This window comes from Paenarthrobacter sp. YJN-5 (assembly GCF_015040095.1).
Lineage (GTDB): Bacteria > Actinomycetota > Actinomycetes > Actinomycetales > Micrococcaceae > Arthrobacter > Arthrobacter ureafaciens.
This window is the reverse complement of sequence record NZ_CP053544.1, coordinates 2,149,853-2,170,712: the sequence shown is the minus strand read 5'-3', so window position 1 is coordinate 2,170,712 and position 20,860 is coordinate 2,149,853. Positions and strand designations below refer to the sequence as shown.

The window sequence follows — 20,860 nt, the reverse complement described above, 5'->3', positions numbered from 1 at the left end:
TCCGATGTTCAAGCGCCTTCGTCAGGCAGCGGCTTCAGCCCTCCGGTGGGCCACCTTCTTCGCCTGCTTCACGAGTTCCGGTTCGCCCTGGCGGAGCCAGGCGTACAGCGGAGCGGCAATGAAGATAGTGGCTGCCGTACCGATGAGGATCCCGACGAAAAGCGCCAGGGACAGGTCGCGGAGGGTTCCGGCCCCCAGGAGTCCGGCACCAATGAAGAGGATCGCTGCCACGGGGAGGACAGCAACCATCATGGTGTTGATCGAGCGCACCAAGGTCTGGTTGACTGCGAGGTTCACCTCTTCGCCGAACGTCCGGCGGGTGGAAGTGGAAATGTCCGAGGTGTTCTCCCGGATCTTGTCGAAGACCACCACGGTGTCGTACAGCGAATAGCTAAGGACCGTCAGGAAGCCGATGATGGCCGACGGGGTTACTTCAAAATCACTCAGGGCGTACACACCCGCCGTGACGAACATCGTCACCAGCATGCCCACCAGGGCGGACAGGGACATCTTCCACGTCCTGAAGTACAGCGCCATGAGGACAGCAGCCAGGCCGACGAACACCACCAGGCCGATCAATGCCTGCCGGGTCACGTCCTGGCCCCACGTGGGGCCGACGAAGTTGGATGTCACTTCGTTGTCGGTAACCCCGTAGGCGCTGGTGAGGCCTTCCTTGATGCGGTTGGTCTCATCATCGGTCAACTGGTCCGTCTGGATCCGCATGGTGTTGCCGGCAACGTTGGCAACGCGCGGCACGGCACCGGGAACGACGTCGTGGACCGCTTTCTCTCCAAGTCCGGCATCCGTGGTGGAAACATTGGACACCGTGAACTCAGAACCGCCGCGGAACTCGATGCCCAGGTTGAAGCCGCCCTTGAGCACCGGGATGAGGATGGACAACGCCACTGCCACGGCAGCGATGATGAACCAGATCTTCTTCGAGTCCACAAAATTGTAGGACCGCTTGCCCGTGTAGAGCTCATAGCCGAAGGTCGCGAAGCTGGTAGTCATTACTTCTCCTCGCTGGTGGCGTTGGATGACTTGTTGCCGTTGGACGAGCCGGTGAGCTGCCCCTTCTCGGCAAGGCGTCGTTCGGCGATGGTCATGCGCCGTTCGGCTTCCGCCACGGCACCGGCGTTGCGGGGCCTGACGTTGGCGGGCTTCTCCTCAGGTGTCCGGATCCGGCCGGCACCCCGGTACAACGGCACCGCACCCAGGCGGTCAGGAGACAGTCCGGAGAAGCGGTGGCCTTCTCCGAAGAACTTGGTGCGGGCCAGGACCTGCAGCATGGGGTGGGTGAACATGAACACGACGATGAGGTCGGCCACAGCGGTCAGGCCCAGCGTGAAGGCAAAGCCACGGACGTTACCGACGGCGACGAAGTACAGCACCACGGCTGCAAGGAGGTTGACTGCCTTGGAGGCCAGAACGGTCCGCTTGGCGCGCTTCCAGCCGTTCTCGACGGCGGACACCAGGCCCCTGCCTTCGCGCAGCTCGTCACGGATACGTTCGAAGTACACGATGAAGGAGTCCGCAGTCTGGCCAATGGCCACAATGAGGCCCGCGACACCGGCCAGCGACAGGCGGTAGTTTTCGGTCCAGCCGAGGATGGCGATCGCGAGATAGGTCAGCGCGCCGGCGACAACGAGGGAAGCGATGGTGACGAACCCGAGTGCGCGGTACTGGAAGAGCGAGTAGACCACCACGAGCACGAGGCCGATGATGCCGGCCAAGAGACCCAGGCGCAGCTGGTCGCCACCCAGGGTGGCGGAAATCTGTTCCTGTGACTGGATCTCAAAGGAGATCGGAAGCGCGCCGTAGCGGAGCTGCTCGGAAAGTGCCTTGGCGGATGCTTGCGTGAAGTTGCCCGTGATCTGCGGCTTGCCGTCAGTGATGACCGCCAGTGCCCGGGGGGCGGAAATGACCTGGTCGTCCAGGACGATGGCGAACTGCGCCTTGGGATCGTTGCCGCCCTGTGCCAGGGAGGCGTTGTAGAACTGGTTAAGCCGTTCGGTAACCTTCTTGAACTTCTCCGTAGCGTCACCGTTGAACTCGATGTTGACACCCCAGGAGTTGGTGACGGAACCCTGGGCTCCCTGGACCTGGGAGAAGGAAGAATCCGCAATGTCCTGGCCCTTGACCTCTACGGGACCGAGGATGTACTTGATGGCGGGGGTCTTGTCCGTAGCAAGTTCGCATGTGACCAACGGCTTGGCCGGGTCGGAACGCTCGCGCTTCTCCGCAGCCGGATTGACGCAATCCAGAGCCTCGAATTCCTTTTGGACTTCCGGGGTGATCCAGTTGGTGTCGCTGGCGTTCGTCGGCTCGGCCGTGGGCTTGTTCAGCTGGTCATCCGGAGTGCGGGACTCGGCAGGAATTGCCGCCGGGTCAGCCGCGGCAATCACGGGGCGGAAGTTCATGTCCGCCGACGCCTGGATGAGGTCGCGGGTTTCCTTCGACGGTGTTCCCGGAAGGCTGACCACGACGTTGCGGCCGGACTGCGTGCTGATCTCGGCTTCTGCCACGCCGGAACCATCAACGCGCTGGCGGATGATCGCCACGGCCTGGTTGAGCTGTTCTTCGTTGATCTCGCTGGAGCCCTCGACGCGTGGCGCCAGGATCATCTGGGTTCCGCCCTCAAGGTCCAGCGCAAGCTTGGGAGCCCACGTGGCGTTGCCGGTGATGACACCCCCGGCCAGAACTGCGGTTAGTACGACGAATATTGCTCCAAGCCAAGTCAGCACTCTGCGCGCTGAATTCCTAGGGCCGGTCCGTGCCATTATCGATCTTCCTGTTATCGCCGGACAGCCGCCGGCCGACGCCGGTGGGCGTCCGCCGGCGGCTCTCCGCTGCCGTAGAAGTTATCTTGCGCGGTGGTACCGCGGCTGACAGTGCTAGTTGTCCTTCTTGTCCTCTTTGTTGAGGCGCGCAATGGTTTCCTCGGGAGTTTCCGGAGCCGCCGGGGCCTCCGTGCCGGTTACGGTGAGCGAGGACGCGTCATCCGGAACAACCGGGGTTTCCTCTGCCGGCTGGTCGATGACCTTGGTTACTGCCTGGCGGTGCACCGTGGCTTCGTTGCCCGGGGAAAGCTCCAAAACGACCTTGTTCTCGGCCTCGTCGATGGAGACAATGCGGCCGAAAAGGCCAAAGCTGGTCATGACGTCAACGCCCGGAGCAAACTTCGACTGCATTTCAGCCTGCTGCTGCTGGGTCTTCTTGTTGCGGCGGAACATCATGAAGACAAAGAGTCCCAGCATGACGAAGAGCAATATGGTCATTGGATCCACAGGGAAGTTCCGTTCTGTACTTACGTTTGCGTTCACGGCAGCGTCCTGTGCCGAGCGTCATACCAGTCTAGTGGGAAATTCCGGGTGCGGCGTGTTAACCGATGCTGTCTACGCTCTCAGCGTGGTTTTCATCCTCTTCGAACAGGGGAAAGGCTTCCTGGCCAAACACCCCGGCAGGGACGGCATACCCCAGGTGGGTCCAGGCTGACGCCATGGCGATCCGGCCCCGCGGGGTGCGTCCCATCAGGCCTTCACGGACCAGGTACGGCTCTGCAACGGTCTCCACCGTCTCCGGCTCTTCGCCGACGGCGATGGCCAGCGTGGAAAGACCCACCGGGCCGCCGTTGAACTTGGTGATCAGGGCCTCCAGGACAGCGCGGTCCAGACGGTCGAGCCCACGGGCGTCTACCTCGTACATATCCAGGGCTGCGGCGGCTGACCGCGCGTCGATCTGCTCAATGCCGTGTACCAGCGCCCAGTCGCGGACACGGCGAAGCAAGCGGTTGGCGATACGCGGCGTGCCACGTGAACGGCCCGCAATCTCCGTAAAGCCGGCCGAATTGACCTTCAGGTCCAACAGGCCTGCGGAACGGCGGAGGACGAGTTCAAGTTCTTCGACCGAATAGAACTCCAAGTGGCCCGTGAAGCCGAAGCGGTCCCTCAGGGGCCCGGGAAGGAGCCCGGCACGGGTTGTGGCACCAACCAAGGTGAACGGCGGGAGCTCCAGTGGAATGGCGGTGGCTCCGGCGCCCTTGCCCACCACGATGTCCACGCGGAAGTCTTCCATGGCCATGTACAGCATTTCTTCGGCGGGCCGGGACATGCGGTGGATTTCGTCCAGGAACAGGACTTCGCCCTCCGATAAGGAGGAGAGAATGGCAGCCAAATCCCCGGCGTGCTGGATGGCCGGGCCACTGCTGATCCGCAGGGGGGCATTCATCTCGGCAGCGATGATCATGGCAAGGGTGGTCTTGCCGAGTCCCGGAGGCCCTGACAAAAGAACGTGGTCGGCGCTCCGATCACGCATGCGTGAGGCTTCCAGGACCAGCGAAAGCTGCTTCCGGACCCTGTGCTGGCCCACGAAGTCGTGAAGGTTTTTGGGCCGGAGGGCGGCCTCGATGACACGCTCTTCCGGTTCCTCGCCCCCGGCGACCAGGGATTGCTCAGCCACGGCTGCCTACGCGGTTGCCCGCACGGGCCCCGTCCTGGCCCAGCCAGCGAAGGGTCGCGCGAAGGATCTGGGCAACATTGCCCGAGTCCACGAGCTCGGGTGAGTCGGCCATGGCTTTGTCGATGCTGCCCGTAGCGTCTTTTTCCGACCATCCCAGGCTGGTCATGGCCGCAACTACCTGCGGCTTCCACTCAGCGGTTACCTGCGCGGCAGGGGCGCTGGCGGTGCCTGTGCCATGGGGAACCAACTTGCCCGCCAACTCCAGGACAATCCGGCCGGCGACCTTCGGCCCGATGCCCGGGACCTTGGTGAACGCCTTGCCGTCTCCGGTGTGCGCGGCCACTCGGATGGCCTCCGGCTCATGGACGGCAAGGACGGCCAACGCCAGCCGCGGCCCTACTCCGCTGACGCTGAGAAGGACATCGAAGACCTCACGTTCGTCGTCATCGGCGAAGCCAAACAGCGTCAGCGAATCCTCACGGACGATCATGGACGTAAAGAGCTTGGCTTCATCGCCGGGCTTCAGGTGGCTCAGCGTCTGTGGTGTGGCGTAGACGCTCATGCCTGCACCGTTGAGGTCGATCACTGCCGTCGACAACCCAACGTGGGCAACCGTGCCACGAAGAAAACTGATCAAGACCGGGCTCCTGTAACTATCCGAACATATCTACGAATACCCTAGCAAGCGCAGCCGGCATTCAGCGCGCGCGCCGCGCCTTCGCTTCAGCTTCTGCCCACGCTTTCTGCGCCGGAGTCAGGGCAGAGCTGCCCTTTGCACCGGGAGCTACCGTCCCGTTTCCCGCCCGCCAGGCGTGGGTGAGTGCCAAGGCAAGGGCGTCGGCGGCATCCGCTGGCTTGGGCGGGGCGTCGAGGCGAAGGATCTTGGTGACCAGCTTGGTGACGGCGTCCTTGTTGGCACTTCCGCTGCCCGTGACCGCCGCCTTGACTTCGGATGGCGTGTGCAGTGCCACCGGTATGTCCCGCCGGGCGGCAGCGGCAATCACCACTCCCGACGCCTGCGCCACGCCCATGACGGTACTGACGTTCATTTGGGAGAAGACGCGCTCCACGGCCACCACATCGGGTTGATGAAGGTCCAGCCAGTCATCGATTGCCTGGGCGATGACCAGCAGGCGCCTGTCAAGGGTGAGTTCCGCAGACGTACCCACGACGCCGACAGCCACCATGGTTGCGCGGCGGTTCCGTTCGATATCCACGACGCCGATCCCGCAACGGGTAAGGCCCGGATCGACTCCCAATACGCGAAGAGTCAAATCCGGGCCTTTCTCAGTGAATGTAACGCCTCAGCGGATGTGAGGCTGCCGGCGTGAAGAGCTGTTACTCGGCGTCGAGGGCTGCTTGGACCTCGTCGCTGAAGTCGGCGTTGCTGTAGACGTTCTGGACATCGTCCAGGTCTTCCAACGCGTCCACCAGCTTCATGAACTTCTTGGCACCATCGACGTCGAGGTCCACCTGCATGGACGGCACAAACTCTGCCTCATCCGACTCGTACTCGATTCCGGCTTCCTTCAGGGCATCACGAATGGCCTGAAGGTCCGAAGGCTCGGAGTGGATTTCCCAGTTGTCGCCGCTGTCCTTGACCTCTTCGGCGCCGGCGTCGAGGACAGCCATAAGGATGTCGTCCTCGGACAATCCATTCTTGGGCAGGACCACGACACCCTTGCGGGTGAACAGGTAGCTCACGGATCCGGGATCGGCAATGGTGCCGCCGTTGCGCGAAATCGCCAAACGGACCTCGGAGGCTGCACGGTTCTTGTTGTCCGTCAAACATTCGATGAGCAACGCCGAACCCTGCGGACCGCGGGCTTCGTACATGATCTCGGTGTAGTCCACCACTTCACCGGTGAGGCCGGCGCCGCGCTTGATGGCGCGGTCGATGTTGTCGTTGGGCACGGAGGTCTTCTTGGCCTTCGTGACTGCCAGTTCCAGGCCAGGGTTGCCGGCGAGGTCCGGACCACCCATGCGGGCGGCAACTTCGATGTTCTTGATCAGTTTGGCGAACGACTTTGCACGGCGGGCGTCAATGACGGCTTTCTTGTGCTTGGTGGTCGCCCATTTGGAGTGGCCTGACATGCTTTATGCTTCTCCTCTGATCATTCGAATAAAGAGTTCATGCACACGCTTCTCCCCTGTTACCTCCGGATGGAAGGAAGTGGCCAGCAAACGGCCGGAGCGCACTGCAACAATTCTAGCCATCCCGTGCAGGGTGGCCGTGTGGCTGGCGTGGTCGGGATCCACCTGGGCCAGGATCTCAACGTCCGGACCAACGCGTTCCACCCACGGTCCGCGGATGAATACCGCGTGCACCGGCTCCACGCCTGACTCTCCGGCACTGAAATCCAGGCCCTTGAAGTCCAGGTCCGTCTCAAAGGATTCCCGTTGGCGCCCAAAGGCGTTGCGGCGGACCGTAATGTCCAGCCCACCGAAGGTCTGCTGGGGGTTTCCGGCCAGGTCCGTAGCGGGGTCCGCGATGTCGTTGGCGAGCAGGATCATGCCTGCACACGAACCGTAGACGGGAAGTCCGTCGGCGATCCGTTGGCGCAAGGGACCAGCAACGTCGAATATCCTGGCGAGCTTGTCGATTGCCGTTGACTCGCCGCCCGGGATGATCAGGCCGTCGATGTCATCGAGTTCCCCGGCCCTGCGGATCCCGACACCGGTGGCGCCTGCAGCTTCCACGGCGTGGATGTGCTCGCGGAAGTCGCCTTGGAGCGCCAGCACGCCGATCCGGAGTCCGGCACCAACGCGCGACGAAGCGTCGGAAAGGGTTTTGGTCATTGGACCATCATAGTGTCCGCAGACCCCACGGGCCGCAACGGGACAAGGCTCCATGCCGCAACTGGGATATATTACAGAGCATGTTTTCCTTCAGCGTCCCCCTCGGCAAGCTGGTCCGCGGCCTGTCCCGGCTCCGCGGCGGAGGCTCGGCATTTCCCGGCCTCGTAGTGGAAAAAATCGACCCCGGCTTCATGGAACGGACCCTGGCTTCCCTGCCCCATGGGGTGGCCGTTGTCAGTGGGACGAACGGCAAGACAACCACCACCAAAATGGTGGTGGAACTGCTCGAAAGCCAAGGCCTGAAGGTGTTCACCAACCGCAGCGGCAGCAACTTCACCCGCGGCGTGGCTGCGTCCCTGTTGGGGGATGTGGACTGGCGCGGAAAACTCGACGCCGACGTGGCGGTGCTGGAATTGGATGAGGCGCACGCCGTGCACTTCGTCAACAAGGTCTCGCCGCGCTTCAGCCTGCTGCTGAATGTGTTGCGTGACCAACTGGACAGGTTCGGCGAAATCGACAAGACCGCCCGCCTCCTGGAACACATCGCCATGAAGACCACGGACACCGTGGTGTTGAACCGGGAAGATCCGCGGGTAGCCCGGATTGCCGGGAGCGTGCAGGGACTCGGGTCCGTCCACCATGCCGCGGTCCGCTACTTCGGCCTGGACGAGTCGCTGCGGAGTACTTTCCCCAACGATGACGAAATGCGCACGGCTACCGGAACCGCTTCCCCCGGCACCACCCCCGCAGGCGAGCTGCCTGCGGCGCCGGAGGCCGACGTCGTACTGCGCCGCGTAGGTGCCCGCGACGCCGACTTTGAGTTCGACGGCGAAACGGTGACCACCCCCATGAAGCTCCGTGGCGTCTATAACATCTTCAATGCTGCTGCAGCGTTGTCGCTGGCCCGCGCAATCCTGGGAACCGGCGCTGTGGACACCCCCAAACTGGTGAAGGCCCTGGGTGAAGTGGCACCTGCCTTCGGCCGCGGTGAGAGCCTCACCGTTGACGGCCAGCCGCTGGAACTGGTGCTGGTGAAGAACCCCAGCGGTTTCCGGCTGGGCCTGAAGTCATTCCCGGCGGGCGGGTACGCAACCATGATCGCCATCAACGACAACTACGCGGACGGCAGGGATATGTCGTGGCTGTGGGACGTTGAATTCGAATCGCTGCGCGAAGACGGCGTGGAAGTCCTCACGGGCGTCCGCGCCTACGACATGGCGCTTCGCCTCCAGTACGACGAGGTACCCTTCGGCGCCGTCGAAACTGACATCACGGCTGCGCTGCGCAAGTTCATTGATGGGTCCCGCGGCAAGCCCAAGAGGATCTTCTGCACCTACACGGCCATGCTCGCCATCCGCCGCGAACTGGCCAAAATCACCATTGTTGAGGTGGTCTCATGACATCGGAATCAAAAGGAACCCTTCGGGTCCTCCAGCTCTATCCGAAGGACATGAACATCTACGGGGACTGGGGCAACGCACTGGTTCTCCAACAAAGAATCAAGTGGCACGGCTATACCCCGGAACTTCTTGAATACAACGTCGGCGACGAGTTCCCCGACGACGTGGACCTCATTGTGGGCGGAGGCGGCCAGGACAGCGGCCAGGTAGTCATCCAGGAGGATCTTCAGGGCCGGGCCGCACAATTGCGCTCCATGGCCGAGGACGGCGCACCCATGCTGGTCATTTGCGGGCTTTACCAGTTGTTCGGCAAATTCTTCAAGACCAGCGCCGGTCCCGTCATTCCGGGAATCGGCATCCTTGACGTCGAGACCCAGGGCACCGATGAACGCCTGATCGGCAACGTGACCCTGAAGTCCCCCGAATTCGGCGAAATCCTTGGGTACGAGAACCACAGCGGGCAGACCACCCTGGGACCCGGCGTCGAACCTCTTGGCACGGTGACCAAGGGCGCCGGCAACAACAGCAAGGACGGCCACGAGGGGGCGCGCTACCGGAACGTGGTGGCCAGCTACCTCCACGGCTCGCTGCTGCCCAAGAACCCTGCCATCGCCGACTTCCTGATCAAGACCGCCGCGGAACGCAAGTTCGGTGAGTTTGTTCCGGGAAAGCCCGACGACGGATACGCCCGCCTCGCCCGCGAACACGCTGCCCGCCGCCCGCGGTAAGGCGCTACTTCTCCTGCTACTTCTCCTGGGTGACCAGCAGCTCGCGGGCTCCCGCGGCCGCTGCACCCATGGACTCGACGACCGTCCGGGTCCGTAGCCGGGTTTCGGCGTCGGCAGCCGGTGACGCACAGACACCCTGGGGCGCATCACTGGCCACGGAGCACCAGCGGTAGGGGTCGCGGACGATCACCGAGGGCGCCCAGGCAAGATCGGATGCGGTCCACTGACCGGCCTCGTTCTGGCTGAACTGGGCGCGTACCAGCAGTCCTTCATTGTTGACCACGTACCACGGTGACAACTCAGTGACGCCATTGCCCAGGCCATAGACAATCCAGGTGCCTTTGTAATTCTCGATCGGCAGCACGGAATGGGTGTGGTGGCCGTAGATCATGGTGAACTGCCCGCTGTCCACCAGCGCATGGGCAGTCTCCTGCTGCTGCGCGTTCGGCTCACTGGCGTATTCGTCTCCTGCGTGCATGACGCCCAGCACAATATCCGCTCCCGAGGCGCGCGCCTGTTTGGCCTTCGCAATCATCACGGCCGGGTCAAGCTCGTCGACCAGCCACGGATACTCCGGGATCTGGCCGTTGTGGCCATAGGTGCCCTCGATGACGGCCACGGTGGCCGCAGGCGTCTTGAGCAGCAGGATTTCTTTTGAGGCCGCCTCGGTACGGTAGGAGCCTGTGTGCTTCAGGCCGGCCGCATCCAGGGCATCCAAGGTCCGCAAGAGACCTTCTGTTCCGCGGTCGATGGTGTGGTTGCTTGCTGTCGTGCAGGCTTGGTATCCCACGTCTTTCGAGGCCGCGATGATCTGCGGCGGCACGTTGAACGACGGGTAAGCGGAGAACGGACCCTCAGGGGTGGCCACCGGAGTTTCCTGATGGCAGATCGCAAGATCGCTGGCACTGATGTAGCGGCGCTGGCCCTCCAGGAGCGGGACGAAGTTGTAACCGGGCTGTCCTGCCGCGGCCGCATCAGCGCGCGCCTGTTGCCAGAGCTGGGTGTGAACCAGCATGTCTCCGGTGACCGTGACGGACGTGCAGCGAAGCGTGGGGCACGCCGGCCCTTTGCCGGGAGTCGGGGTCGGGGTGGGCGTCGGCGTGGGTGTGACCGTTTCCGGCGCTGCCGCAGTACTGCTTGATTGATCGGGCTGTTCAGCGAGCACGCCGCAGGAGTTCAGCGACAGCGACAAGGCGGCGGCAATCGCCAGCACGGCCGCCGGCTTCGCCAGTGAGCGGACCCGGAAAAAGGTGATGTTCCCCATAGGGCCAATCCTATGGGCGCGCCCCGCGAAGAAGGGTGCGTGCCACCCTTGAGGACGTGCTTGTTAAGTGAAAGAGTCACTTCATGACCAATCCCCTGCTGACTCCCAGCGAGCTGCCCTTCGGGCTTCCACCCTTCGCGGACATCTCCCCCGAATACTATGCAGAAGCGATCGACGCCGGGCTCGCTGCGCAGCTGCAGGAAATCACGGCGATTACGGGCAACTCCGAACCCCCGACCTTCGAAAACACTGCCGCTGCCATGGAACGCTCAGGACAGCTCCTGGCGCGCGCTGCCGCGGCCTTCTTTACGCTGGTCTCGGCCGATGCCTCCGAGGAAATCCGGGAGATCGAGACTGATGTGTCCCCCAAGCTGGCTGAACACCAGGATGCCATCTACTTGAACAGCGGCCTCTACGAACGTTTCCTCGCTATCGACACTTCTTCGCTGGATGCCGCCTCCGCGCGCTTGGTGGAGGAGTACTTGAAAGAGTTCAGGCAGTCCGGCATCCAACTGGACCAAGCCAGCCAAGACCGGCTCCGTGCCATCAACGCCGAACTCTCCAGGCTGGGCACCGACTATGGGCAGCGCGTCAAAGAAGGAATGAAAGCGGCCGCCGTCCTGGTCGAGGACCCTGCCGGTTTGGCGGGCCTTTCCACCGAGGACATCGCAACTGCCGCCGAGGCCGCGAAGGAGGCAGGAGCGGACGGCAAGTACCTGCTCGGCCTCATCCAGCCCAGCAACCAACCCGTGCTGGCTTCGCTTGAGGATCGTGAGGTCCGCCGCCGGCTTTACGAGGCTTCCGTTTCCCGTGGAATCGAAGCCGGGCCCCTGGATGTGCGGGACCTCATTGAGCGCACCGTCCGCCTCAGGGCGGAGAAAGCGAGCCTCCTGGGATTCCCGAATTTCGCGGAGCTGATAGTGGACAGGCAGACCGCCCCGGACTTGGCAGCAGTACAAGGCATGCTCACCAAGCTCGCCCCTGCGGCGATGCGGAATGCACACGCCGAAGCCCGGGCCTTGGCCGAAGTAGCCGGACACAGCCTGGAACCTTGGGATTGGGCATACTATTCGGCCCGGGTACGCAAGGAAAGGTTCCAGGTGGACGAGCAAGCACTGCGCCCCTACTTCTCCCTGGAATCAGTGCTTGTGAACGGAGCTTTTCATGCCGCCACGCAGCTCTACGGGGTTACGTTCCACCAACGGTCCGACCTTCAGGGCTACCACCCCGACGTCCGGGTGTGGGAAGTCCGGGACGGGGACGGCAGCAGCCTCGGTCTCTTCCTGGGCGACTACTTCAGCAGGGAGACCAAGCGGGGCGGAGCGTGGATGAACTCCCTCGTGGACCAGTCCCACCTTTTGGGAACCCGGGCGGTAGTCATCAATAACCTCAACATCAGCAAACCGGCGCCCGGCGAACCTGCGCTGCTGACCCTGGACGAGGTCCGCACAGTGTTCCACGAGTTCGGGCACGCGCTGCACGGCTTATTCTCCGACGTGGCCTTCCCACGGTTCTCCGGGACATCAGTACCGCGGGACTTCGTCGAGTACCCTTCCCAGGTCAATGAGATGTGGCTCATGTGGCCGGAAGTGCTGGCAAACTATGCCCGGCATCATGTCACGGACCAGCCACTGCCCGGGGAAACAGTGGAGAAACTCGAGGCATCGCTCCTCTGGGGTGAGGGTTTTGCCACCACGGAATACCTCGGCGCCGCGCTGTTGGACATGGCGTGGCACGCATTGGGGGCAGAAGAAATCCCCGAAGACATCATGGATTTCGAAAGCCGGTCCCTCGTGGACTCCGGGATCGCCCATCCGCTGATCCCGCCCCGCTACCGCAGCGGCTACTTCCAGCACATTTTCGCGGGCGCAGGCTATGCAGCGGGGTACTACTCCTACATCTGGAGTGAAGTCCTGGACGCGGACACCGTCGAGTGGTTCAAGGACAACGGCGGGCTGACCCGGGCAAACGGTGACCACTTCCGTCAGGAGCTGCTCTCCCGCGGCAACAGCCGCGACCCCCTCGAGTCCTTCCGGATTTTCCGTGGACGCGACGCCAGGATTGAACCACTGCTAAAACGCCGCGGCCTCGACGAGGCTTGAGCCTGGAGGCTTAAAACAACGACGCCGGCTGGTCACCGTTAAGGTGGCCAGCCGACGTCGTCGGGGTGCTTTACCAGCCGCGTTCGGCCAGGCGGTGGGGTTCGGGGATTTCGTCGACGTTGATGCCGACCATCGCCTCGCCGAGGCCGCGGGAGACCTTCGCGATCACGTCCGGGTCATCGTGGAACGTGGTTGCCTTGACGACGGCGGCGGCACGCTGGGCCGGGTTGCCGGACTTGAAGATACCGGAACCGACGAACACACCGTCAGCGCCGAGCTGCATCATCATCGCAGCATCAGCCGGAGTCGCGATACCGCCGGCGGTGAACAGCACCACCGGAAGCTTGCCCGTGGCAGCAACTTCCTTGACCAGCTCGTACGGGGCCTGCAGTTCCTTCGCCGCAACGTACAGTTCATCCTCAGGCAGGGAAGAGAGCTTCGCGATCTCCGCGCGGATCTTGCGCATGTGCCCGGTGGCGTTGGAAACATCCCCCGTGCCGGCCTCGCCCTTGGAACGGATCATCGCCGCACCCTCATTGATCCGGCGCAGCGCCTCACCCAGATTGGTGGCACCGCACACGAACGGGACGGTGAAGTTCCACTTATCGATGTGGTTGATGTAATCGGCCGGGGTCAGGACCTCGGACTCGTCAATGTAATCCACGCCCAACGACTGCAGGACCTGCGCTTCGACGAAGTGGCCGATGCGGGCCTTGGCCATCACGGGGATGGACACCGCGGCAATGATCTGATCGATCATGTCCGGATCGGACATACGGGACACGCCGCCCTGGGCGCGGATATCAGCAGGAACACGCTCAAGGGCCATCACGGCGACGGCGCCGGCGTCCTCGGCAATACGGGCCTGCTCGACGTTAACGACGTCCATGATGACGCCGCCCTTGAGCATCTCAGCCATACCCCGCTTAACGCGGTTGCTGCCCGTGACGCTGTTCGCGGACGAACCGGCTTCGTTGCTTACATCTGGTGTAGACACAAAAACCCCTATGGGTAGATAAACGACCTTCTGACCGGCAGCACACAGCAGAGGACCGCAATCAGCGCACACCGGGTTTTCAGGTCAAGGTGACCAAGTACTAGTAATACTAGTCGCACCATGCAGGCGCGCAGTACTTGTATTACCCGGCAGGATCGCCTTAATGGGGCTTCAGCAGGACAGCTGCACAAAAGTCGCAGGCAAGGTCTGGTCAGATGCCAGTTCCCTTGGTGTCGGCCAGCGCTTGCCTGTGAACTGCGGCCATCCTCTGGACGATGGTGATGACGCTCGCAATGGCAAGCAGGACCAAGGTGGCGAAGAGAACCACCTGCGGCAGACCCAGTCCCGTCAAACCGGTGACCAGGAGGACCGAAGCCAACCTTTCAGCCCGCTCTGCGATGCCCACGCTGGCGCTGTACCCGAGCGACTCGGCCTTGGCCCTGACGTAGGAAACCACCATTCCCAGCACAAGGCAGATGACCGCGGCGAAGCCGATGGCGGGATCGCCGCCACCTGTGAAGAACCAGATGGTGATGCCGGCGAAGATCGCGCCGTCGGCCAGCCGGTCGAGGCTGGAGTCCAGGAAGTTGCCCCATCCACCGCTCCTGCCGTGAAGCCGCGCCATGATCCCGTCCACGACGTCGGAGAAGGCAAAGATTGCGATCATCAGCGACCCCCACCACAGATGCCCCAGGGGATAGAGGACCAGGCCGCCGAAGATGACGCCTGCGGTGCCGACAATTGTCACGGCGTCGGGCGATACGCCCATCTTGAGGAGCCAACGGGCGAAGGGGGTGAAGAGTGATGTGAAGAAACCGCGCGCATGCCTATTGAGCATTCGACTACCCTGGCCAGGCTTCGGCCACGAGCTTGCGGACTTCATCGAGAGTCTGCGTGATGGCCTTGGTTTGGGCAATGATCGGGAAGAAGTTCCCGTCGCCGCCCCATCGCGGAACCACGTGCTGGTGCAAGTGCGCGGCAATGCCGGCCCCGCCGGTCACGCCCTGGTTCATGCCCAGGTTGAATCCGCTCGGGTTGGAAACCTTCCGCAGTACACGCATTGCCGTCTGGGTAAGCTCTGCGAACTCCGCTGTTTCTTCAACAGTGATGTCCGTGTAGTCAGGCACGTGACGATAGGGGCAGACCAGCAAGTGCCCCGGATTATAGGGAAAAAGGTTGAGCACGACGTAGCACGTCTTGCCCCTGTAGACGATGAGCGATTCCTCATCCGAACGCGTTGGACCAACACAGAATGGGCAGTCGTCCTTGTTCTTGAACTGGTCCTGCCCACCCTTGATGTAGGCCATGCGGTGCGGAGTCCACAGGCGCTGGAAAGCGTCCGGGACGCCGGCGAGCCCAAACTCGTCGGTTACGTCTGAGTCGCCGGGGTACCCGGCTTCCGCGCCTGTGTTCTCCTGCACCGTATCTACATCCGTTCCGTTAGCTCTCGCGGTTCTTCACGGCGTCGACAATCCTGCGGACGGCCTCAGCCACCGGCACGCCGTTGTCCTGGCTGCCGTCACGGAAGCGGAAGGACACGGCGCCGGCCTCGGCGTCCTCGCCACCTGCGATGAGGACAAAGGGAATTTTGTCCTTGCTGGCCGTACGGATTTTCTTCGGGAAGCGATCCGACGAGATATCAACCTCTGCCCGGATGCCGGCAGCCTTCAACTGGTCAACGACGTCGAACATGTAGTCGTTGAAAGCTTCGGCTACGGGAATACCAACTACCTGGACCGGAGCCAGCCACGCCGGGAAAGCGCCGGCGTAGTGTTCCGTGAGCACGCCCATGAAGCGTTCAACCGAGCCGAACAGTGCCCGGTGGATCATCACTGGACGCTGGCGGGTACCGTCGGCGGCCTGGTACTCGAGTTCGAACCGCTCGGGGAGGTTGAAGTCCAACTGGATGGTGGACATCTGCCAGGTACGTCCCAAGGCGTCCTTGGCCTGGACGGAGATCTTGGGGCCGTAGAAAGCTGCTCCCCCGGGATCCGGCACCAGTTCCAGACCTGAGGCTGCGGCAACCTCTGCAAGGGTCCGGGTTGCTTCTTCCCAGGTGGCGTCGTCTCCGACGAACTTTTCCTCGTTCTTGGTGGAAAGTTCCAGGTAGAAGTCGTCAAGGCCGTAGTCCTTGAGGAGGCCCAGGACGAAGTTCAGGGTGGTGGTGAGTTCGTCCTTCATCTGCTCGCGGGTGCAGTAGATGTGGGCGTCGTCCTGTGTCATGCCACGGACGCGGGTCAAGCCGTGCACGACACCGGATTTCTCGTACCGGTACACGGAGCCGAACTCGAACAGCCGCAGCGGCAGTTCCCGGTAGGACCGGCCGCGGGAACGGAAGATCAGGTTGTGCATGGGGCAGTTCATCGGCTTCAGGTAGTAGTCCTGGGCCGGTTTGCGGACTGTTCCATCCTCATTGAGTTCGGCATCCACCTGCATGGCCGGGAACATGCCGTCCTTGTACCAGTCCAGGTGACCGGATACTTCGTAGAGGCGTCCCTTGGTGATGTGCGGGGTGTAGACGAACTCATAGCCGGACTCCACGTGCCGCTGGCGCGAGTAATCCTCCATGGCCTTGCGGATGATTCCGCCCTTCGGGTGGAAAACGGGCAGGCCGGAGCCGAGCTCGTCCGGGAAGGAGAAAAGATCCAGTTCCACGCCAAGCTTGCGGTGGTCGCGGCGCTCGGCCTCGGCAATACGTTCCTGGTATGCCTTCAGCGCGTCCTTGGTGGGCCACGCCGTTCCGTAAATGCGCTGGAGCTGCTGGTTGTTCTGGTTTCCCAGCCAGTAAGCGGAAGAGGAACGGGTCAGCGCGAAAGCGTTTGAGATCAGCTTGGTGTTGGGAAGGTGCGGACCGCGGCAGAGATCGCACCAGACGGTATCGCCGCTCTTGCGGTCCACGTTGTCGTAAATGGTGATGTCGCCTGCGCCGACCTCGACGTTGACGCCTTCGGCGGAGTCGCCGGCGTCGTTCTTTTTTCCGAGCAGTTCAAGCTTGTAGGGCTCGTTGGCCATGGCTTGGCGGGCTTCTTCTTCGGTGACCACGCGGCGGACGAACTTCTGGTTCTGGTTGATGATCTTTTGCATCATCTTTTCCAGCTGGCGCAGGTCTTCCGGAGTGAACGGTTCAGCGACGTCGAAGTCGAAGTAGAAACCGTCGGTGATGTAGGGGCCGATGCCGAGCTTGGCATCGGGCCGCAACTGCTGCACAGCCTGGGCCATGACGTGGGCGGTGGAGTGGCGGAGGACATTGAGGCCATCAGGGGACTCGATGGTGACGCCCTCGACGCTGGCGCCGTCCGTGAGGGGCTGGTCAAGGTCCTTGAGCACACCGTCAACACGGGCTACAACAACATCGCGGCGCTCGAAGAAGAGTTCCGCGCCTGTAGTCCCCTCCGTCACCTTGGTCTCTTCGCCATCGACGATGAGGGTGATCTGCTGGGCATCTGACACGGGTGTCTCCTATTCATAGTGAAGGCTTCATAGCTTGTGGCGTACGGGGACCACAGCCAGCCATCGTCAATCGTATCGGTTCCCGTCGAGGGCGGCCAAAGCAGCACGCCGGTCCCGGAACCAACTGCCGCTCAGCTTCCAAGACCCGTGATGGCAAGGTTTCGACTGATGCCGTCAAGCGGCGCGGGCAGGAATCTTTCCCGTGGATCAACGACGCCGGAACCTGGCTTTTCGGGGAACGGCAGGGTTTCGGGGTTGCTCAGGTCCCAGGCTTTGGTGGCGCTGAGGCTGATCCCCTTGGGTCCCGTCCTTCGTGTAGTTCCGCGGATCAGCAACAACCTGGTACCGAACAGGAGGGGTCCTGACTCTTCCTGAGCCTCATGGAAGAAGACGCTGTCAATGCAACCTGTGCCGTCATCAATACTGATGAACACCACACGCCTTCCTCCCCGCATGGGTGGCGTTTGGGTTGCGACCCGGACCCCGGCCACCAGGACTTCCGTACCGTTCCGCAGCCCCAGGAGCTTGTCCGCCGTGGTTACTCCCAGTTTGTCCAACAAAGGCCTGTGGCTCTCCATCAAGTGCTCGCTGACGTCCACTGCCATCAGGTCCAATTCAGCGCGGACATTGTCCACCATTGTTGGTGCAGGCAAAGCCGCCGGCAGGTTCCGGAGCTCCACATCACCCAGGGGAAGAGCCAACTGCCCGTCGATGACCTCGGGCTTTTTGGCGGGGGAACTTTGCAGGGCCTGCAGATGCTGCACCAGATCGGCCCGGTTGGCCCGGCTCCCCGAATCTTTATGGAGGTGGTCGAAGGCACCCAATTGGGCCAGCCTCTTGATGTTGGGCTTGCTGATCCTGGCCCGCGTCCGGAGATCCGCTAACGAATCGAAGGGCTGGCCGGCCACGATCCGCTTCAGCTCTGCACCGGACAGGCCGTAGATTCCGGTCAGGCTCAAGCGGATCCCCAGCTTGCCGGCCTGGGGACCTTCCTGGATTCGTTCAACGCGATACTCGGTCTGGCTCCTGTTGATGTCCAAGGGAAGGATGGGAATGCCGAGTCTCCTGGCCTCTGAAACCAACAGCCGTTTCGGATACATCCCGGGATCGTGTTCCCACAGGCCGGCAAGGAAGGCTTCCGGATGGTGGGCTTTCAGCCACGCTGATTGGTAGGTGGGTACCGCAAAAGCGGCTCCATGCGCCTTGCAGAACCCAAAACTTCCGAAGGCTTTCAGCGTCCCCCAGACTTTGTCCACTACGTCCGGGGAATACTTTTTGATGGCTTCCTTCCGGAAATAGGCTTCAACTCCGGGTTCCCGGGCCTCATCCCCCAACGCCCGGCGGAACTCGTCAGCCATGGCCAGTCCGCATCCCGTCATGACGTCGAAGGTCTTCAGGATTTGCTCATGGAAGACCGTCACGCCGTGGGTTTCCTCAAGAACCGGCTTCAAATCAGGATGCGGGTAGGACTCGGGGGCAAAGCCGTGCCGGTGTTCAAGGAAGGGCCGGACCATATCCGATTTCATTGGCCCGGGCCTGAACAATGAGATATCGATGATGAGGTCGTTGAATTCCCGGGGTGCCATCTTTCCGATGAGTTCGCGTTGCCCCGGAGACTCGATCTGGAAGCAGCCCAGAGTATGGGTGCTCCGGATCAATTCGAAGGTTGCCTCATCATCGAAAGGTACGGCGTTGAGGTCGATTCTGCCGTCGCTGGAAATGTAGTCCGGACCTTCACCCCCAGGTCCTGTTTGATGGCCGCCGGCGGCAACGACTTCCGCCTTTCCGGGATGGATCCTGATGACTTCGCGCACTGCAAACGCCATGGCGCTTTGCATCCGGACACCCAGGACATCCAGCTTCAGCATGCCCATGGGGTCCATGTCGTGTTTATCGAACTGGCTCATCGGCAGACCGAGTCCGCTCGGCTGAACGGGTGTCCTGTCCAGCAGTCCGGCGTCTCCCAGGATCACGCCGCAGGGATGCATGGAGATGTGCCGGGGCAGGCGGTCCAAACGCTCGGTGAGGTCCACCAGCAAGTCCAGCTGTTGGTTCGTGTCCAAGGAGCCGTGGTCCCTGCCGGCCTCGATCCGTTGTGCAAACTGGCGCAATTCCGGCTTTTCAACCAATGCTTCCCTGAATTTTCGGGCCGAAAATCTCCACAGCTGTTTGGCGATTTCCCCGACTTCGCCTTCATCCATTCCCAAGGCCATCCCGGCATCCCGGACGGCTCCACGGGCACGGTATCCGTTCTGCATGCTCATCAGGGTCACCCGTTCGGCACCAAAACGGTCGAAGATCTTGCGGTAGACGTTATGGCGTTCGGCGCTTTCCACGTCTATGTCAATGTCCGGCAGGGTGGACCGATGGCCTGAGAGGAAGCGCTCGAAAATGAGGTCGTGACGGAGCGGATCCACCTGGCTGATGTCAATGAGGTAGTTAACCAGGCTTGATGCTCCTGAACCGCGCGCTGCCACGCGAACTCCCATGTCCAGGATCATCTTTGAAACTTCGGCGACAGTGAGGAAGTAGGAGGCAAAGCCCAACGTGGCGATGATCCTGAGCTCGTGCTCCAACCGCGAGCGCATCTTTTCATGGGCCTTGCCGGTGATTCCCGGGTAGCGTCGGCCGATTCCTGCTTCACAGCGTCTGGCCAGTTCGATCATGGGGTCTTGGTCTATGCCAATGATGGAGGCTTCGGGCACCACCGGTTTCTTCCAGCCCATGTCCTGCACCGGATCGATCCTGCATTTGTCTGCGAGCGCCTCGGTGTTGGCAAGGAGCTTGGCCAGTTCGGCGCTTCCTTGCCCTGCGGAGGACATGATTTCCTTGCCGAGTTTCATCATGTCCCCGGCGGGTTTGAGCCATCCCTGCCCTGTTGGTTGAAGCTGGGGTGCCGGTTGAAGCCGGGGTGCTTCGAATAGTTCGGGAAGTGATTTCAGGGTTCGGGCGGAGTCCAGGACATCTGCCGTTGCTGCGCCGTCGAGTGCGCAGTAGCGGACGGCGTTGGTGAGGATGGCGGGGATGTTGTATTCGAGGGCGAGTTTGAGCATGCGGACGGCGTGGGAGGTGCTGAGGGGTTCTCCCGGGGGGCTGAGGTGGGAGACGGTTTCGGCGACGATGGTGCCTTGGGGCATGGTGTCTATCCATTGTTTGAAGAGGGTCCGGGGGCGCAGGTATTTCCTGCCGCCCATGGCTTTGCCAACGTCCGAATCGGGGCCTATCAGGACTGTGAGGACAGGCTTGAGTGTTTGAGGGTCCAGTGTCCTTGAGGCGAGTTCTGCCCTGGTGACTGCCACGGGGACTGTTCCTCCGGCTTTTCCGGAGGTCCGGGAATGGGCATCGGAGATGAGGCGGCAGAGGGCACGGTAGCCGGCGCCTTGGTTGTGGCCGTGGGCGAGTACTACCACCCTGCCGGCTGTTTGGGTTCGGTGGTCGCCGTCATCATCGAGGATGGCGAGGTCGACGCCGACGATGGGGTCGATGCCTGCATCCATGCATGCTTTGAGGTGTTTGATGGTTCCGTAGAGGCCGTCGCGGTCAGTGCAGGCGAGGGCGGTGGCGCCGTAGGCGGCTGCTGCTTGGGCAAGTTCCTCGGGCCAGGAGACGCCGTAGTGGGCGCTGAAGGCTGTTGAGACGTGGAGGTGGGTGAAGCTCAAGGG

General features: G+C 62.4%; 17 protein-coding genes. 3 read left to right on the top strand and 14 right to left on the bottom strand.

Annotated elements, in window-relative coordinates; translation table 11 throughout:
- Window positions 1-21: 21 nt before the first annotated feature.
- The 8 genes from secF to pdxT all read right to left on the bottom strand — a co-directional run bounded on the left by secF (window position 22) and on the right by pdxT (window position 7,257).
- Window positions 22-1,011 carry a protein translocase subunit SecF gene (secF, locus tag HMI59_RS10370; RefSeq protein WP_021470624.1) on the bottom strand — a complete coding sequence of 330 codons (990 nt, stop codon included), beginning with the start codon at window positions 1,009-1,011 and terminating at the stop codon, window positions 22-24.
- Window positions 1,011-2,780, bottom strand: coding sequence for a protein translocase subunit SecD (gene secD, locus HMI59_RS10365; protein ID WP_193593577.1), 1,770 nt, complete (start codon window positions 2,778-2,780; stop codon window positions 1,011-1,013). Before secD ends, secF begins: the two co-directional genes overlap by 1 nt.
- Window positions 2,781-2,894: 114 nt before the next feature.
- The gene (yajC, locus tag HMI59_RS10360) at window positions 2,895-3,278 is read right to left on the bottom strand and encodes a preprotein translocase subunit YajC (RefSeq protein ID WP_021470626.1); all 384 of its coding nucleotides are present in this window, start codon (window positions 3,276-3,278) and stop codon (window positions 2,895-2,897) included.
- 103 nt (window positions 3,279-3,381) lie between these two features.
- Window positions 3,382-4,458 carry a Holliday junction branch migration DNA helicase RuvB gene (ruvB, locus tag HMI59_RS10355; RefSeq protein ID WP_021470627.1) on the bottom strand — a complete coding sequence of 359 codons (1,077 nt, stop codon included), beginning with the start codon at window positions 4,456-4,458 and terminating at the stop codon, window positions 3,382-3,384.
- Entirely contained in the window at window positions 4,451-5,095 is a 645-nt protein-coding gene (gene ruvA / locus HMI59_RS10350; protein ID WP_021470628.1) for a Holliday junction branch migration protein RuvA, read from the bottom strand. The genes ruvB and ruvA overlap by 8 nt, the downstream gene beginning before the upstream one ends.
- Window positions 5,096-5,156: 61 nt before the next feature.
- Window positions 5,157-5,732 (bottom strand): crossover junction endodeoxyribonuclease RuvC, encoded by a 576-nt coding sequence (gene ruvC / locus HMI59_RS10345; RefSeq protein WP_166187258.1) that lies wholly within the window; start codon window positions 5,730-5,732, stop codon window positions 5,157-5,159.
- Window positions 5,733-5,796: 64 nt separating this feature from the next.
- Window positions 5,797-6,552 (bottom strand): YebC/PmpR family DNA-binding transcriptional regulator, encoded by a 756-nt coding sequence (locus HMI59_RS10340; RefSeq protein ID WP_166187260.1) that lies wholly within the window; start codon window positions 6,550-6,552, stop codon window positions 5,797-5,799.
- Window positions 6,553-6,555: 3 nt separating this feature from the next.
- Entirely contained in the window at window positions 6,556-7,257 is a 702-nt protein-coding gene (gene pdxT, locus HMI59_RS10335) for a pyridoxal 5'-phosphate synthase glutaminase subunit PdxT (protein WP_193593576.1), read from the bottom strand.
- An 80-nt stretch (window positions 7,258-7,337) separates the two neighbouring features.
- Between pdxT and HMI59_RS10330 the strand changes: the two genes are divergently transcribed.
- Both HMI59_RS10330 and HMI59_RS10325 read left to right on the top strand, forming a co-directional pair.
- Window positions 7,338-8,657, top strand: a complete 1,320-nt coding sequence (locus HMI59_RS10330) for a Mur ligase family protein (protein ID WP_062096939.1) — start codon at window positions 7,338-7,340, stop codon at window positions 8,655-8,657.
- Complete coding sequence (locus HMI59_RS10325) at window positions 8,654-9,385, top strand: type 1 glutamine amidotransferase (protein ID WP_193593575.1); 732 nt, start codon at window positions 8,654-8,656, stop codon at window positions 9,383-9,385. Before HMI59_RS10330 ends, HMI59_RS10325 begins: the two co-directional genes overlap by 4 nt.
- A 16-nt stretch (window positions 9,386-9,401) precedes the next feature.
- On the opposite strand, the gene HMI59_RS10320 is transcribed toward HMI59_RS10325, so the two are convergent.
- Window positions 9,402-10,649 carry a CapA family protein gene (locus HMI59_RS10320; protein WP_193593574.1) on the bottom strand — a complete coding sequence of 416 codons (1,248 nt, stop codon included), beginning with the start codon at window positions 10,647-10,649 and terminating at the stop codon, window positions 9,402-9,404.
- An 83-nt stretch (window positions 10,650-10,732) separates the two neighbouring features.
- On the opposite strand from HMI59_RS10320, the gene HMI59_RS10315 reads away from it, so the two are divergent.
- The gene (locus HMI59_RS10315; RefSeq protein ID WP_193593573.1) at window positions 10,733-12,751 is read left to right on the top strand and encodes a M3 family metallopeptidase; all 2,019 of its coding nucleotides are present in this window, start codon (window positions 10,733-10,735) and stop codon (window positions 12,749-12,751) included.
- Between the two features lie 70 nt (window positions 12,752-12,821).
- Here the strand turns inward: HMI59_RS10315 and pdxS are convergent, their stop codons facing one another.
- The 5 genes from pdxS to HMI59_RS10290 all read right to left on the bottom strand — a co-directional run bounded on the left by pdxS (window position 12,822) and on the right by HMI59_RS10290 (window position 20,857).
- Complete coding sequence (pdxS, locus tag HMI59_RS10310; protein ID WP_031215979.1) at window positions 12,822-13,748, bottom strand: pyridoxal 5'-phosphate synthase lyase subunit PdxS; 927 nt, start codon at window positions 13,746-13,748, stop codon at window positions 12,822-12,824.
- 211 nt (window positions 13,749-13,959) lie between these two features.
- Window positions 13,960-14,586, bottom strand: coding sequence for a phosphatidylinositol phosphate synthase (gene pgsA, locus HMI59_RS10305; protein WP_021470637.1), 627 nt, complete (start codon window positions 14,584-14,586; stop codon window positions 13,960-13,962).
- 4 nt (window positions 14,587-14,590) lie between these two features.
- Window positions 14,591-15,169, bottom strand: coding sequence for an HIT domain-containing protein (locus HMI59_RS10300; protein ID WP_166187269.1), 579 nt, complete (start codon window positions 15,167-15,169; stop codon window positions 14,591-14,593).
- A 19-nt stretch (window positions 15,170-15,188) separates the two neighbouring features.
- A complete protein-coding gene (thrS, locus tag HMI59_RS10295) occupies window positions 15,189-17,198 on the bottom strand; it encodes a threonine--tRNA ligase (protein ID WP_193593572.1) in 2,010 nt (669 codons plus the stop codon).
- A 131-nt stretch (window positions 17,199-17,329) separates the two neighbouring features.
- Entirely contained in the window at window positions 17,330-20,857 is a 3,528-nt protein-coding gene (locus HMI59_RS10290; protein WP_166187273.1) for a DNA polymerase III subunit alpha, read from the bottom strand.
- Between the last annotated feature and the right edge of the window lie 3 nt (window positions 20,858-20,860).